Source organism: Methylotuvimicrobium sp., assembly GCF_050611805.1.
In the GTDB taxonomy this organism is placed as follows: Bacteria; Pseudomonadota; Gammaproteobacteria; order Methylococcales; family Methylomonadaceae; genus Methylotuvimicrobium.
Genome location: NZ_JBNGHF010000004.1, coordinates 160,708 through 177,688 on the forward strand (window position 1 = coordinate 160,708; position 16,981 = coordinate 177,688).

10 protein-coding genes are annotated in these 16,981 nt (G+C 49.3%); 3 read left to right on the forward strand and 7 right to left on the reverse strand.

What is annotated here, in order from left to right:
• Window positions 1–182: 182 nt before the first annotated feature.
• From ACRJJO_RS03825 to ACRJJO_RS03850, 6 genes are all read right to left on the reverse strand, one after another.
• Window positions 183–716, reverse strand: a complete 534-nt coding sequence (locus tag ACRJJO_RS03825) for a CsiV family protein (protein WP_431064591.1) — start codon at window positions 714–716, stop codon at window positions 183–185.
• 18 nt (window positions 717–734) lie between these two features.
• Window positions 735–2,354, reverse strand: a complete 1,620-nt coding sequence (locus ACRJJO_RS03830) for an NAD+ synthase (RefSeq protein ID WP_431064592.1) — start codon at window positions 2,352–2,354, stop codon at window positions 735–737.
• 154 nt (window positions 2,355–2,508) lie between these two features.
• Complete coding sequence (locus ACRJJO_RS03835) at window positions 2,509–2,697, reverse strand: hypothetical protein (protein ID WP_431064593.1); 189 nt, start codon at window positions 2,695–2,697, stop codon at window positions 2,509–2,511.
• Window positions 2,698–2,851: 154 nt separating this feature from the next.
• Window positions 2,852–3,703 carry a sulfurtransferase gene (locus ACRJJO_RS03840; protein WP_431064594.1) on the reverse strand — a complete coding sequence of 284 codons (852 nt, stop codon included), beginning with the start codon at window positions 3,701–3,703 and terminating at the stop codon, window positions 2,852–2,854.
• Window positions 3,704–3,709: 6 nt separating this feature from the next.
• Window positions 3,710–4,690 (reverse strand): NAD(P)H-quinone oxidoreductase, encoded by a 981-nt coding sequence (locus ACRJJO_RS03845; RefSeq protein WP_431064595.1) that lies wholly within the window; start codon window positions 4,688–4,690, stop codon window positions 3,710–3,712.
• A 44-nt stretch (window positions 4,691–4,734) separates the two neighbouring features.
• Window positions 4,735–8,070, reverse strand: a complete 3,336-nt coding sequence (locus ACRJJO_RS03850) for an EAL domain-containing protein (RefSeq protein WP_431064596.1) — start codon at window positions 8,068–8,070, stop codon at window positions 4,735–4,737.
• A gap of 357 nt (window positions 8,071–8,427) precedes the next feature.
• Here ACRJJO_RS03850 and ACRJJO_RS03855 point away from each other — a divergent pair, with 357 nt between their 5' ends.
• A complete protein-coding gene (locus ACRJJO_RS03855; RefSeq protein ID WP_431064597.1) occupies window positions 8,428–9,249 on the forward strand; it encodes a hypothetical protein in 822 nt (273 codons plus the stop codon).
• 438 nt (window positions 9,250–9,687) lie between these two features.
• On the opposite strand, the gene ACRJJO_RS03860 is transcribed toward ACRJJO_RS03855, so the two are convergent.
• Entirely contained in the window at window positions 9,688–10,734 is a 1,047-nt protein-coding gene (locus ACRJJO_RS03860; RefSeq protein ID WP_431064598.1) for a sterol desaturase family protein, read from the reverse strand.
• Window positions 10,735–11,621: 887 nt separating this feature from the next.
• Here ACRJJO_RS03860 and ACRJJO_RS03865 point away from each other — a divergent pair.
• Window positions 11,622–14,780 carry a GAF domain-containing protein gene (locus ACRJJO_RS03865; RefSeq protein WP_431064599.1) on the forward strand — a complete coding sequence of 1,053 codons (3,159 nt, stop codon included), beginning with the start codon at window positions 11,622–11,624 and terminating at the stop codon, window positions 14,778–14,780.
• On the forward strand, window positions 14,777–16,981 hold the full coding sequence (locus ACRJJO_RS03870; protein WP_431064600.1) for a PAS domain S-box protein: 2,205 nt from the start codon (window positions 14,777–14,779) through the stop codon (window positions 16,979–16,981). The genes ACRJJO_RS03865 and ACRJJO_RS03870 overlap by 4 nt, the downstream gene beginning before the upstream one ends.

Sequence of the window (16,981 nt, forward strand, 5' to 3'; positions counted from 1 at the left end):
ATCACCAAATGGAAAACAAAAAAAGCCCTCAATCGACTGACGAGAGCTTGCAAAGGTCGCTTATTATACTTCGCATATTCCCTATAGGCATGCAAAATCCGGTTTATTCATAGCGAACACTGCTCGATTCCAAAACTTAAACTGTATTATGGAGATTATTTTTTATTCTTCAAGCCCAAACCTCACCTTTCACCTTTCACCTTTAATATCACGCCGAATTTCGGATGATCGAAATAATGATCCTCATCAAACTTAATTCGCCTTGATTCGGACAATCTAAAAAATCGCTCGGGATCGGGCTGATACTCAAGATCTAAGGTCACGGTCAAAAAATCGCCTCGTTCGAGCTGAAAAAAACCGTCCAACACATTAGCCGCATCCTGAATTCGAACCGCATCGCCGGCACTGTCCACATCGATGGCTTGAATCCAAGCATAGTGGGCGATCGGCTGATACGTTGAATAACGCGAAAGCGTAGCGTAGACATGGGATAACGATTTTTGTTCCGTGGCGGCCTGAGCCAATGCCGACACTTCGACGACCCGACTCGGCCATTGTATCCCGCTACGGGTTTGATCGAACAATTCGGTCGTCGGCATGTCTTGCCCGAATATAATCAATTCAATTTGAAAACGATCCTGCGCCGAAACCCATGAGACTCGCATTATCAACAACATAAACAAGCCCATGCGAAATGCACTTTTATTACTGGTCATTATCATCTCTTCGCTATTTCAAACACCTTTGTAACCGGACGTAATCGGATAACGCCGATCGCGACCGAAGGCTCGAGGGGTTATCCGAATACCGGGCGGCGATTGCCGACGCTTGTATTCGTTGCGATCGACCAGCGTAATCGCCCTGACGACATGCTCCGCGGCAAATCCTGCGGCAATAATTTCTTCCGCCGATTGATCGAACTCGACATAACGCTCCAGAATCGGATCCAGAACTTCATAAGGCGGCAATGAATCCTGATCGACCTGATCCGGCGCCAATTCCGCCGATGGCGGTCGCGTTATCACTCGCTCAGGAATGACTTTCGAAATCGAATTACGATAACGCGCCAACGCATAGACCAAGAGCTTCGGCACATCCTTGATCGGCGCGAATCCGCCTGCCATGTCGCCATAAAGTGTCGCATAGCCGACACTCATCTCGCTTTTATTGCCGGTCGTCAGCAACAATTTACCTTGCTTATTCGACAAAGCCATCAGCAAGACGCCGCGACAACGAGCCTGAATATTTTCCTCGGTCGTATCCTTGGCACTGCCGGCAAACACCGGGGCCAACATCTCGTTAAATGCTGTAACAGCCGGTTCGATAGGAATAATGTGATAGTTCACACCCAGCGCATTAGCTTCCGATTCGGCATCTTCGTTGCTCATCGCTTGCGTATAACGCGAAGGCATCAATACCGCTTCAACTTTATCGGCGCCGAGCGCATCGACAGCCAATGCCAGTACCAGCGCCGAATCGATGCCTCCGGACAAACCCAATAAGGCTCCGTTAAAGCCGTTTTTACTGACATAATCGCGAATCCCCAAGACCAGAGCCTGATATTCGCTCGAAACCGGCCGATAAATCGGGGCGCATATCGATTTAATCGGTTGCTTGCCGGCAAACTCGACGACACTGAGCTGCTCCCGGAATTCCTCGGCACGAAACGCGACTGCACCGTCGCTATCGACAACAAATGACGCACCATCGAAAACCAATTCGTCTTGTCCGCCGATTAAATTGACATAAACCAAAGGTACTCCGGCAGCTTTGACTTGATCGCAAACGACCTGCTCGCGCTGATGAATCTTACCGGCATGGAAGGGCGACGCATTTAAGGTCAACACGATATCCGCGCCGGCCTGACGGTTTTTGTCAACCAAGCCCGACTGCCAAACATCCTCGCAAATCGTCAATGCCAGAGTCAAACCTTTCAGGTTGAATAGCGCGGTCTCGGTGCCGGCCGTGAAATAACGCTGTTCATCGAATACACCGTAATTCGGCAAAACATTCTTATGATAGCGCGCAATAATTTCTCCCGACCTGCACACTACCGCCGAGTTAAACAACTTGCCGCCGGACTGTTCGGGGTATCCGAAAACCACATCGATGCCTTGCGCCTGTTCGGCGATCGATACCACCGCTTGCTGCGCTCGGGCAATAAAATCCGGTCTCAGCAACAAATCTTCCGGCGGGTAACCGGTTACCGAGAGTTCCGGAAAGATGACAATATCGGCTTTTAGCCGGTCGCGGCTGTCTAGTGCCTGGGCAATAATTTTTTCGGTATTGGCATTGATATCGCCAACCCGAAAATTGCTTTGTGCAATGGCTATCCTGAGAGTCGTGGCACTCATAAAAAATAATTTTCCTCTCTAAAATTCCTGTATCGCGGCTAGGCATGATCGACGGCAAAAAGACAATCGAGTATCCTGGTCACTGTCCTGTCATTATTCGGAGTGATTTTACAGGAACCGGAAAAATAGTTCGCGATTGGTATTAACCTAACGCTCATGAAGACCCGGCCATCGCCCCCGCAAAGAAAGTTCGAGGCGGGGAGAGGATGCGGTCACTCGCCCGACAGGACGCCGTGAATACGTCCTTGTAGGCTCTACGGCGGCTGTCCCTGCCGCCGACGCCTGTCGGTCGAGCAACCGCACCCTCTTCGGAACCGGCATTTTCGTTGCTGAGATTTTGCATATCGAAAAATTAGATAAAGAGTCCAAATCTACGAACTTCCTCCGGCTTGGTGAAGCCCCAAATTACCCATCACCCTTCGACAGGGCTCTCCTGAGTGCAGCCGAAGGGCTCAGGGCGAACGGTAGTTTGAGGCTCTCAACTGCTCTTTCTAGGATTAAGTATACTTTGTCGCAACCGGGCGATTTTTATTGCGTATCCATTCGCTCCATGATCCTGCATAAAGCTTCGAACCGGCAAAACCCGCGACTTCCATCGCCAACAAATTATGACAGGCGGTCACGCCGGAACCGCACATATGTACGACTTGTTCGGCCGGTGTGACACCGATAAATGTAGACCATTCATCGCGCAACTCTTGCGCCGCCTTAAAGCACCCATCCGCTTGCAAATTGTATTGAAACGGCCGATTCAGCGCGCCGGGCACATACCCCGCAACCGGATCGATAGGCTCTTGACGCCCCGAAAAACGTTCCGGCGTCCTGGCATCGATCAATTTGATCGATTTTCGTGCCAACCCGTTTTGCACTTGTTCTGCACTGAGCCAATTCGAATCATTTAGGTAAGGCCTAAACAATGAGGGTTGAATCGAAGGCAATGCCGTCGTGACCGGATAAGCGCCTTTTCTCCACTGTTGAATCCCGCCATCGAGCACCGCGACACTATCGTGCCCTAAACAACGCAGCAACCACCACAGGCGGCCGGCAAAAGCGCCGCCGGCATCATCGTAAACCACGACCTGACTGGCGTTTGATACGCCCCAGTCCCCCAGCTTTTTACATAACGCGTTAAAATCCGGCAACGGATGGCGACCGGTTAAATCCGTGATTCCGGACGATAGATCCCGATCGAGATGAACATAACGGGCGCATGGAATATGGCCTTGCCGGTAAGCTTTGCCGCCGGCTTCGGCATCGGCCAACGAAAACCGGCAATCGAAAACGACCCAGCCGGGAGCCACGATATGCTCGGCTAATTGATCGACGGAAATTAAATTTGCATAAGTCATTGTTGTTTATACCGTAAGAATGATTTTCCCAATATGCCGACTACTTTCCATCAATGCGTGTGCCCCCGCCGCTTCGGCCAACGGTAACACCGTATCGATAACCGGATGAATGTCACCCGACTCCAAGAGCGGCCAAACGTGCTTGCGCAGCTTTCCGGCGATCGCCGCCTTAAAGGCATTATCGCGGGCTCTCAAGGTCGAACCGGTAATCGTCAATCTTTTCAAAAATACTTGCAATAGATTGATTTCGGCTTTCAGTCCGCCTTGAACCGCGATTTGCACCAGCCGGGCATCGAATGCCATGCATTTGAGATTACGCGGAAAATAATCGCCGCCGATCATGTCTAAAATCACATCGACGCCTCTACCGGAAGTCAACGCCGATACTTCTTCGACGAAATCCTGTTCGCGGTAATTGATCGCCGCATCGGCGCCCAGTTCTCGGCAAAACGCGCATTTACGCGACGATCCCGCAGTCACGAACACACGAACACCGAAGGCCTTGGCCATTTGTATCGCCGTGACGCCGATTCCGCTGCCGCCGCCATGCACCAACAAGGTTTCGCCGGACTGAAGTCCGGCGCGATCGAATAAATTACTCCAAACCGTAAAAAAAGTTTCCGGCAGTCCGGCCGCCTGAATTGCCGTTATCCCTTTCGGAATCGGCAAGCATAACTCGGCTGCGGCAGTGCAATACTGCGCATAACCGCCGCCGGTCACCAAGGCGCAGACACGGTCGCCTAATTGCAAATGCCGCACCTCATCACCCAAACCCGCGATAGTTCCAGCCACTTCCAGCCCGGGAATATCGGATGCGCCGGGCGGCGGCGGATATAAACCTTGGCGCTGCATGACATCGGGACGATTGACACCTGCCGCCTCGACGCGTATTAGCACTTCATCGGCTAAAGGCATCGGCAGTAGCCGGCGCGTCACTACTAACTTACCCGGAGCGACGATTTCAATCGCTTGCATGTCTTGCGGCATTTTCAATAATTCCCAAATTTAGCGACTAACCGTCAGATCGAAGCCTAAACCGTGCGTGTTTTGAACGAGGTAATGAATTCGTAACAAATCTTGGCGTCCTCTGCGAGTTCCTCGAAACCGATTACTCGCTTTCGCCAAGAGCTAAAGTCTGGTTCGTCATTCGCTTGATCTACTTCGCGATAGCCCATACTCCATTCAGGAAAAAGACGTCTCCGCTCCGGCCCCTGAATAACCACCTGCATATCCTTGTGTCTCGGATCCAATTTAATCTTTTCGGTCAAAGCCATCACCTTTTCAGGCGAGCCCTCTATGAGCTGCATGAACCAACCATCCCGATGCAGCAAGCAACCGGTAATACCGTTTAATTTGTTAAACTGCCGGGTCTGCTCCAGTAAAGCTTCGATTTCATTTTTCGGCATCGGTCGAACAGCTTGGCTGACATACAGCACAAAAAATAACGGCGACGGAGCATCGGGCGTTTTGGTTTCGATTTCGCGCTCGACGGTCTCGACATAGGCATTCCAATCCAGCGGCCGATAAAAATAATAGCCTTGAATATAATCACAACCGAGTGCACGCAGTTCTCTCAACTGCAATTCATTCTCAACGCCCTCGGCAACCATTTTCAGACCCAAACCCCGCCCCAAGCCAATGATAGCCTGTGTCACTAACCGGTTTTCTTGATGATTCTCCAAGCCGTCGATAAAGGCCCTATCGATTTTAAGTACGCTAACCGGTAACCTGATTAATTGCGCCAACGAAGAATAACCGGTTCCGAAATCGTCGACCGCCACACGCAAGCCCTGATCGGCAAGACGACGTAACATGCGTAGATTCGTTTCGACATCGGCCATCAAAGATGTTTCGGTGATTTCGAGCAATATCCTCGAAGGTTCGGCGCCGGTTTCACGAATGATTTCGGCAAATTGATCGGAAAGCGACTCCTCATCCAACTGCCTTGCCGAAACATTAACCGAAATATAAGAGGGCGCATTATCACCCCATCGTCGACGCCATTCGGCTTCAGCCCGGCAGGCCTCTCGAAATACCCAGTTGCCGATCGCGAGGATAGGGCCGGCCATCTCAGCAATCGGTATGAAAATAGCCGGAGAAACTTCACCGGTCGATGGAAACCAGCGCAGCAGTAATTCAGCCGCTATGATGCGCCCGGTTGCGGCGCAGACAATCGGTTGAAATCGGGGGGAAAATTCATCGCGCTCGATCGCCATTCGCAAACCTTGCGTAATCGACAACCTCAAGCGCACTTTTTCCTGTAAGCTGTCGTTAAAAAAATACCAGCTATCCTTACCCAGCATTTTAACTTCAGACATCGCCGTATCAGCGGAACGCAACAAGTCATCGGCCGAATGTGTGCTGCCTTGTCCTACCGCGATACCGACACTGGCTGTTACCGATACCTGATTGCCCTTGAGGTCTATTGGCTGCCTCAAGGCTTCATTGATCCGTTCGGCGAGCGTTGAAATCATTGTCGGATTTTCTAATTGCTCGCAAAGCACGACAAATTCATCGGCAGACAAATGCGCCACGCTATCACCGGGCCTCACAATTTCCATCAAGCGTCTTGCGGTCGTTTGCAGTACCTGATCGCCAACCTTATGATCATGTATATTATTGACTAGACTAAAATTATCGAGATCAACAAATAACAAGGCAACGTTGGTACCTTGCCTTCGCGATCGTTGTAAAGCATCCGCCAGCCTTTCTCGAAGAAGTCTTCGGTTCGGCAATTCAGTTAAAGCGTCGTGCGTTGCAGACCATAAAATTTCGTCTTCAACTCGTTTGTTTTCGGTAATATCGCGCATCGTGACGACTAACAGCCAATGCCCGTCCTGACGAAATTTAGCGATCGAGGCTTCCAAAGGAAAAAAAGTGCCGTCTTTACGATAGCCTGTTACCGGACTACGTCCGCTCATGCGCCTCTCGGTTTCTTCGCTCTCGACGAATAAGCGAAACAACTCGACATGCCGTTCGCGCAAATGCGGCGGCAACAACAGATGAACCGAAAGCCCAATTAATTCTTTGCTGGAATACCCGAATATCTGGCAAGCGTTCGTGTTGGCTTCGACGATGATACCGAATTCGTCGGTCGCCAAAATCGCCATATCGGCGATTGACAAGATATCCCAAGCGGTACTCAATTTTTGCATTAATTGCTTGGCATCGTCGGTAATTAATTGCGAGACCGAGTCGACCTTACCCGCTTCGGCCGCTTGTCGTGTTTGCATTCGATAACGATCAGGGATTACTGGAGGTATGAGGCCGAAACTTTCGATAATTCTAAACGAACCCTCAGCGGTACACCGTGATAGATAGGTATTGACATAGGCATGGTGAGTATTCGCATCCATTTGCACGCGTCCTTGCGGGCCTTTGATAGACACGCTTTCCAGTGCCGCAACCAAGGCTTCGGGATACACCGATCCGGCAACCTCTGCAGCTTTGGCGAAGGCCTGCACGCATAAATAAGTAGCCTCACCGAAATTGGTCAACATACCGTTACCGTAGGGCCAAAGACCGTCGATGCCCGGCAGTTGCTCAAGCCTCGCCAAATAGTTACGGTTTTCCGGCGTATCCACGCTCATGAAATAGGTGTTCGAAGAATAAAAGCCCTCGCGCACCGAGGCCGGCAATCGTGAAGCCATTATCTCGTCGAAATGCCCCATGACGACCGTCATACGGTTTTTTAAACCTAATTCCGAAAAGCGGCTTAATAACTTGACTTGATCGATGCCGGCAAAAAATGGTGCAAAAACATCAGCCCCCGAGTGAGCAACTTGTTTTAACAAATCGTCGATTTCACGGTACGAAACGCCGATCGACAAATATTCCTCTCCGACCACCGCTCCGCCCAGTTCCGTCAAAGCGCGTTTCGCGGCATCGATAGATCCCCTAGGCCATTCGTAATTATTACCCGCGAAAAACATTTTCTGACCGTAATATTTGGCCATGCAAGCGATCATTTTATCGATTTGCTGATTAGGCAAAGCCGCAAAATGAAAAAAATACCTACCCGATATACTGCCTTCGTAAAACGAGAAGTTGAGATAAGGTATTCTTCTCGGTTCGGCGACCTGATTCGCGACCAGAATCCGGGAGTTCGACAGAAGATTACCGATGATCGCCGAACAACGATGCTCGTCGACAAGTTTGATAGCTGCTTGCACCGCTGTTTCCGGCAAACTGCCATCATCCTCGACGATCAATTGCAAAGGTTGCCCAAGCACTCCGCCCCGCTCGTTGATTTCGCCGCAAGCAATCGTTGCGGCACGAACTATTTCATCACCGTAAATCCCGACTAATCCTGTCAACGGGGGCATAAGCCCTAGTCGTATCGGTTCATTACAATCGTAATTACTCACTGTGTTGCTCTAAAATTTAGTAACCATTCGGCACATGCCTGCCGAAATAAACATAAACTATTGATCATACAAGTATTTATATAGCTAATACCTAAGTTTAATTCAAAGTGCATTGACAAGCCGGATCATTAAAATCCGCACATTCCACACAAAGAAAAAGATTAACAAAATTACGTTGAATCCATCAATGCTGTCAAATTGCAGTGACTACTCACATCCATGGAACAAATCGATTAACCCCGATATCGGCAGATATCGATAATTGACTTTATATCATTTAACTGTTAATAAGTTCCGCTGGCCGAAAAAAACACTCAATTAATAAAAATAGGCCATCCATTCCAAGAGGGGAAAACAATGTCATTGAATCCGAATAACGAGCATAGCGAATTGCTCGGCCAGTTAGCACACCTTGAACATCAAGTTTCAATTTTAACACAAGCTCTACAAACGAAATCCGAAACAGTGGAGTCGTTGGAAAAATCCTTATCGGAAAGCCGTAGCCGCTTAGCCGAATTGGAAGCGGCTCTTAATATCGCTCAGCATTCCTTGCTCAGTTTAATATGGATGAAAATCGCCGAATACCGTCGCCTTCTACAAGGCGGCAAACTCGGCGCATCGACGGTAGCGAAACTCGCACAAATCAAAGATCTGCTCGAAGTCGCCCGATCATTGCCCGTAACTGCAAAAGACTATTTCGCGATGAATATCCTGGAAACCGGCACACGGAAGCTGAACGATGCCAAAGTCGATGTGTTGAAATATTATCAAAACATCTTGAACGCACTGGCAAACCGCCATAGCGATATGCTCGGCCAATTTAACGGCAATTATCGCCACTTGACCGACGAAATTCTTCATACGCTCGACCAAAAAGTACTGTGGCCGATTAAAAACGCTCGCGACGATTTCAAAGAGGTTTGGCAAGCAGCCCCTGGAGAGATAAAGTTTTTTTGGCGAGGAAAGATTGTCAGCCCAATCCAACAAAGAGCCGGCTCCACTTTTATCGAAATTCATAAATTACAGGTAGAGGCTCAAGTTTTGCTCTCTAGGTTCGTACGCTATCTAAAACAATTATTCAACGACATGCAAACCTTGATTACCGACAAAATCAATGGCGTTAAGGAAAAAAGTAACGAAGGGAGTATCGGCCAGGACATGACCGGAAGCTATGCATAATCGTTGATTATTCGGGTTCCCACGGTCCTCCGTGGGAACCCGTATCTTGGCTGCCGAGGCAACATAGGTATGCATTCCCACGCAGGAGCGTGGGAACGAGGAAGGAAAAAAGTAACGATGGGAGTAACGGTCGAGACATGACCGGAAGCTATGCATAATCGTTGATTATTCTGGTTCCCACGGTCCTCCGTGGGAACCCATATCTTGGCTGCCGAGGCAACATAGGTATGCATTCCCACGCAGGAGCGTGGGAACGAGGAAGGAAAAAAGTAACGAAGGGAGTATCGGCCAGGACATGACCGGAAGCTATGCCTAATCATTGATTATTCGGGTTCCCACGGTCCTCCGTGGGAACCCGTATCTTCGCTGCCGAGACAACATAGTTATGCGTTCCCACGCAGGAGCGTGGGAACGAGGAAACGGTACTTTCGGGTTCAATCAACTCTGCATGGCCCCATTGTTTTTGAGGCTTAGCTTCAACAAGGCCCCTATATCAAACCGGAAGCGTTTTTTGATGGCATTTCCGGCATATACATTCCGTACGACTTCGCGTTCCGCCTCCAACCAATCAAGCATTTCATTACCCGGCTCAAAACCGCGCTTTTCGGCTCTGAAATAAGCCGCCTCGGCAATCATCGGCATGGCCTCGGGCATCTCATCGACTGGAGTCGCCTTGGGTTCCTGCGTCACACCAAACTTTAACAATTTGAAAAAAGTCAGCGGCGCTTGACCATTCAGTCCAATTTGTTTAGGCTCCAACTCGATGAAAGTTCCAAACAGACGGTCCCAAATCGAAAACACCGCGCCATAATTTCTGTCATGCTCAGCTCGAACCGTCGAGTGATGAACCCGATGCAGATAAGGGGTCATGAATAAATACCCTAGGTCTTTTTCTCGAGAAAATGCAATATTTGCGTGATGAAACATAACAAACAGCATCATCAACAATTCGTAAGCCAACACGCTGGCCTTATCGAAACCGAAAATGACGATACTGAATGCTTTAATCAATGTAGCAGCCAATATCTCCAAAATATGCACACGATATGCGGTCGAGGTATTCAGATACCGCTCACTATGGTGGACTTTATGAAATAGCCATAAAACATCAAAGTCATGACAAGCCTTGTGCCAAAGATAAAATACCAAATCCAGCAGAATTAACGACAACGCGGCCTTCATCAATGAATCCGACATACCGCTCAAAATACCCGCACCGGAAAAATTCTCGGCCACGACCAGCAACGATGAAACCGACAATAACGACAACACCAAACTGTTGAACAATAATAAAGTGATATTAACCCGATAAGAGTTTTTTAAATTACTTTTCGGCAATTTCTTTCGAGGGCGATGCGCCTCAATGGCGGACAAAATGATAAAAAACATCAATAATGTAAATCCAGCCAGGTCGAATGAAGTGATCATCGGCCAACTAGCTACCGCCTCAAAAAAACTCATGGAAGTATTCATTGTTAAAGTCATGGACTTATCCTCACAGAAGTATCAAAAATAGTCAAAAAACAGCTAGAGCTGCAACCATCACCCCGCCACTTTTTTCATAGTCACTTTGTTCGAAGCAAAGCACTTGCCAAAATCCATATATTTTGGTAAACGCTTAATCCATCCATTAACAACAAGCTATTTAATCCTTAGATTTCATCATATTAAAAACGTTTCCCAGGCTTTTTATAAAACCCGTTGCCGCTAGGCAAACAATGATTCCTGTTACAATAAAACAACTATTTGTATCAACCAGGTGCAATTGTTTCTTATTTGCGCACCAAAGTCGCACTTTAAACAGCATTATTCACAGAAGCGGTCAAATTATCGCGCCGCACCAACCCGCTAACGGCAATAAGTTAAGCCGTCATATAATTAAGTAATGCTGGCATTCAGGCGCGAATACGCTTCAAAATCCTGCCATCCATGGCGGAATGAAGGGCTTCTCTTAACTTAATGGCAGTGACTCTTAGGGCCCTATAACCAAAATTTGTTTTTTTTCGACTAACCTGTATCCTAAGCGCTAATTGATAAAAACAAACTCGCATAACTACCATCAGCGTCAATAACAACCTTAGGATTTGGTCGAAAATAACTTCCCTATTTTATGGAGGGTTCGGTTGCTCGATTGGCAGGTGTCGGCGGCAGGGAAAGCCGCCGTCAAGCCTACAAGGACGTATTCACCCAGCACCTAAATTCCATAGCCCATTGGCTATGGTTAACTATCTTAGATAATTTAGGTGCTGGGTTCACGGCGTCCTGCCAAGCGAGTTACCGAACCCTCAACAAAGCTCATAGTTCCAGGAGGTTATTTATCAGGAAATCCTTAGTCAACGCCGACTTTATGAGCTCACTATAGGAACATGACAGTGCGCCAACGACTTTCAAAAGCCGCCATCATCACACTCCTGTATTTGGCTTTCGCCGGCTTTTGGATATTGACTTCGGATTGGCTAGTCGACTTACTCATCACCGACAGGACTCTGTTAGTGCGAATCCAAGCCTGGAAAGGCTCGGCCTTCGTATTAATGACCGCGCTGATCCTTTATGCATTGTTGAGATTAAAACTTCCACCCCAGAATGAAGCAGACTCCGGGCTTTTCAACTTTCGAGCCGGTTTACTGATCGCCGCTTACATTTTAATAGCCCTCTCGATTGGCGGCTTCAGCTATTTGGTATATCGCCAACAGGCTAAAGAGTTCACCGCACGGCAATTTTCCGTACAATCGTCCATAGTCAAACTCAAAGCCCGCCATATAGAAAATTGGTTAACCGAACGCCGCCAGGACATCAAGCTGATACAATCCCATCCGATGCTTTTAGCCATCGACGCACCCGTTTCCGGGCAACTAGCCAAAACACTTGAAGCAAAACTGCAAAGCCATTTCGACACCCTGCTCGAAACCAAAGAATGGGTCGGCGTAACGATCTATACCAAGCAAGGGCATCCTTTATTTGCAACCGGCGAAGCCATCGAAGCTACAGACGCATTACGAAAAACCATTATCGACTCGTCACAATCCCGGAAATTGACGATCAACTACATTCATCGCCCCAGATCCGCTCCCGACCAATATCGTCTCGAATTCATCGCACCGATTATCGTCAATGAGCCGCAAAAAACCTATGTCATGATGGTATTGAGCGCCGATCCGACTATACAGCTTTACAAATCTCTCAATGAATGGTCGGCCATTTCCGCCGATTCGGAATTATTTTTAGTGCATCGAGAAGGCGATGAAGTGGTCTATCTCAACAAAACCATAGGGATAGCCAACTCACCACTCACACTGCGCAAACCATTAAGCCAAACAAACTTGTCCGCTACCCGAGCAGTGCTTGACGGCACCGGTTTCTGCGTATGCATCAATGACCGCGATATGGAAGTATTGGCGGCATTTCAACCGATTTCCGGCATGCCTTGGCATGTCTTATTAGAAAATAACACCGATGCAATATTGAAACCGTTGAAACTACGGGCAAGATTGATACTCCTGGTGGTCATATTTGCAGTTGGAGCCGGAGGTCTTGCCGTTTTGCTGCTCTGGCGCAGCCAACAAATGCGCTTTGCCTTATTCCGGCAACGGCAACTGGAAGATCGAGCAGCAATTGTCGGGCATTATGACAGGTTGGTTAAACTCGCGCGCGATATCTTTTTACTAACCGATCTCGAAGGACGCATCGTCGAAGCCAACGATGCCGCCTCAACGGCATACGGTTACGAAATCGACGAATTGTGCTCGATGACTATCCGCGACTTAACGCCGTCGCATCTTCAGTCCGCCATCCAAAACATCTGGCCGCACACCGACACGAAGGACGGAGCGTTGTTCGAAACGTTACAATTACACAAAAACGGCAATATCTTTCCGGTCGAAATCAGTTGCAGCCTTTTAGAGATCGACGGCAATCATTACCGACAAAGCTTTATTCGTGACATTAGCGCTCGACAAGCCGCCGAAGAGCAAATACAGCGCCTCAATAAAGCCTATGCAACACTCAGCGAAACCAATCAGGCGATCGTAAGAACTCGCGATCCGGATAAGCTTTTTCAGCGCCTCTGCCGCATCGCAGTCGAATACGGCGGTTATCTTGGCGCTTGGATCGGCCGCATCGACGACATATCCGGTCGAATCGAACCGGTAGCCAGCTACGGCGCGCTCGATGAATACATCCGTCAAACCGAAATCGTGATCGACCCCGATTCATTGAAAGGCAGGGGGCCGACCGCCAACGTCATACGCAATGGACGCCCCTATTATTGCGAGGACTTTCTTAACGACCCCGCAACCGGGCCATGGCATGACTTGGCCCGGCAATACGGCATCGGCGCATCGGTTGCACTACCCTTGCGCAGCGATAACCGCTTGGTCGCGGTATTCAACCTTTATGCCGCAGAAACGCATATTTTCGACCGGCAAATGCGCACTTTGTTGGAAGAAATGGCTCAGGATATTTCTTTCGCATTGGATAATTTCGAACGCGAAACCGCGCGTAAACAAGCCGAACATAGATTAAAAACACTCTTCGAGACGATACCCGATTTTGTATGGCTAAAAGATCATAGCGGTACCTTCCTGGCCTGCAATCCGGCTATCGAAAAATTATTCGGAGTCCCTGTATCCGAAATTATCGGCAAAACCGATTACGACTTTGTCGACTCGGAAACAGCGAACAACTTCCGTGCGAACGACCTCGCTGCGGCAGCCGCGGGCAAACCGGTCACGAACGAAGAAACACTGACTTTTTCGGGAAACGGGCGCAATATTCGGGTGCAAACCACGAAAACGCCGATGTACGATGCCAACCAAAAACTCATCGGCGTTCTAGGCATCGCCCGAGACATCAGCGAACTCAAACACCAGCAAGCTTTACTCGCCGCAGCAAACAATACCTTGGAGCAAATCACCGAAGGACGGCCGCTAACAACAATACTGAAACATATCGCCCGCAACATAGAACAGCACTGCCCCGATATGCTGTGCTCGATCTTATTAATGGATGCGGACGACTTACATCTTCGGCACGGATCAGCACCGAGCCTGCCTGATGTATACAATCTAGCCGTGGACGGCATTGAAATCGGGCCTTCCGTCGGTTCCTGCGGCACCGCGGCTTTTACTAAGCAACCGGTATTCGTCGACGATATCGCCCAAAGCCCGCTATGGAAAAATTATAATCGCCTCGCTCTCGACCAGGGTTTGCGCGCATGCTGGTCTACACCGATTCTTTCCGGGACCGGTAAGGTACTCGGCACTTTTGCGGCTTATTACCGAACGCCGCGCCACGCAACCGAAAGCGAGCGACAGTTGATCAGTAATTTTGCGCATTTAGCCGCGATTGCGATAGAAAGAGAACAGGATACTCAAAAACTTAACCGGCAATTAGACGAACTGCGCCGCTGGCACACGGTCACCTTAGACAGGGAGTCCAGAATCATGGACTTGAAACAAGAAGTCAACGCCCTACTAACCCGGCTCGGCGAACCGACGCGCTACTCCGCTTCAGTACCGGAACTCAAACCATGATTGTCTCCGGCGCGCTAGCAACACTCCAAAATGCCGCATTACTGCTGACGATCGCGCTAGCCTTCGACATGACAACCGGTCGTTTCTTATTCAAGCCTAAGTTAGCCGGACAAATTGTAATCGGCCTGGGTATTGCCTTGATCGGCATGGTCATCATGCTGACGCCTTGGTATTATCAACCCGGCATCATCTTCGATACTCGGTCGGTACTGTTAAGTATTTCCGGCCTGTTCTTCGGCACCATCCCGACCGCCGTTGCCATGGCCGGAACAGCGGCATTACGTCTCTATCAAGGCGGCATTGCAACATGGACCGGAGTTTCGGTCATTATCGTATCGGGACTCGCCGGCATACTTTGGCGGCATTTTCGGCCATCACCGCTCGTCGAAATATCGTGGCGCGAACTTTGGTTATTCGGGCTTTTCGTGCATGTTTTGATGCTATCCTTGATGCTGATCCTTCCTTATTCCACCGCAGTTCGGGTCCTGTCTGATATCGCCTTACCGGTTTTGACGATCTACCCTTTAGCGGTTGTCATGCTCGGATCGCTAATGATAATAAGGCTTCGCCGCGACCGAAACACTGCGATGCTTCGCGAAAGCGAGACGCGATTTCGCACCTTATTCGAGCAAGCCGCGGCTGGCGTTGCTCAAATCGACATACGCACCGGCCGCTTCATGCGAATCAATCGACGATTTTGCGATATCGTCGGATATACCCGCAATGAAATGGAACACCTAACCTATCAAAGCATCACGCACCCCGAAGACCTAGCAGACGACAACGCAAAAACGCAGCGACTTCTGGCCGGAGAAATTCGCGAATTTTCAATGGAAAAACGCTATATCCATAAAAAAGGTCACAGCGTTTGGGTCAATTTAACGGTTTCGCCGTTATGGGAACAAGGTCGGTCGCCGAACTGGACAGTCGCGATCGTGATCGATATCACCAAACGAAAACAAGCCGAACAAGCCACTCATGCGGCACGAACCGAAACCGAACAATTGTTAAAAGAATCGGACCGACAGCGCTTGGTATTATTAAGCTTGATCGAAGATCAAAAGGCCGCCGAAATTGCATTGAAAGAAAGCGAAACGCGTTACCGTTCACTTGCCAATAACGGGCGCGTACTCATTTGGTCGGCGCGCCTCGATAAAATGTGCGACTATTTCAACGAACCCTGGCTTCAATTCACCGGACGGACGCAGGAACAAGAATGGGGTTTCGGCTGGGCCGAAGGCGTGCATACCGATGACTACGATCGTTGCGTGCAAGTTTATAATGAGTCTTTCGACAAGCACGAAAAATTCTCTATCGTTTACCGCTTGCGGCGTCACGATGGGGAATACCGATGGATTATCGACGACGGCGTGCCTCGTTACGATCACAAGGGCGATTTTGTCGGCTATCTGGGCTACTGCTTGGACATCACCGAACGAATCGAAGCGGAACAGGAAGTGCTCAGACTGAATGCATATCTGGAACGACGAGTTAGCGAACGCACGGCCGAACTGGAACAAGCCAATAAAGAACTCGAATCGTTTTCCTATTCGGTTTCGCACGACCTACGCGCACCACTGCGTGCCATTAACGGTTTTGCGCAAATTCTGGCACGCAGGCATAGCAATGCGCTAAATGACGAGGGCCGCCATTATCTCGATAACGTCATCGAAGCCGGAAACCGTATGAGTCAATTGATCGAGGACCTACTGGAATATTCTCGCACCGGGCGGCGCGCCATACAAATGAGCCCTATAGATCTATCGCCGTTGCTGAAACAACTATCGGCAACATTTGCCGAACGCATGACGGCGACTCAAGCCTCGCTTGAAATCATCGAACCGCTGGCGTCACCAATCGGCGACGTCACTTTAATTGGGCAAATATTATCCAACTTACTCGATAATGCGTTGATTTACCGTAAACCGGATATTCCGCCCAAAATCACAATCTCGTCGCGCAATAATAACGGCCGAGCCATCATTCAAGTGACCGATAACGGCATAGGTATCGAACCTGAGTATTATGATAAAATTTTTCAGGTTTTTCAGCGCCTGCACAGTGAAGACGAATACCCGGGAACAGGGATAGGTCTCGCCATCGTCGCCAAATCGGCACGCATGATGGGCGGCTCGGTAGAAGTCGAATCCACCCCTGGCAACGGCAGCACGTTTAGTGTTCGGCTTCCCGTCGCCAATTAA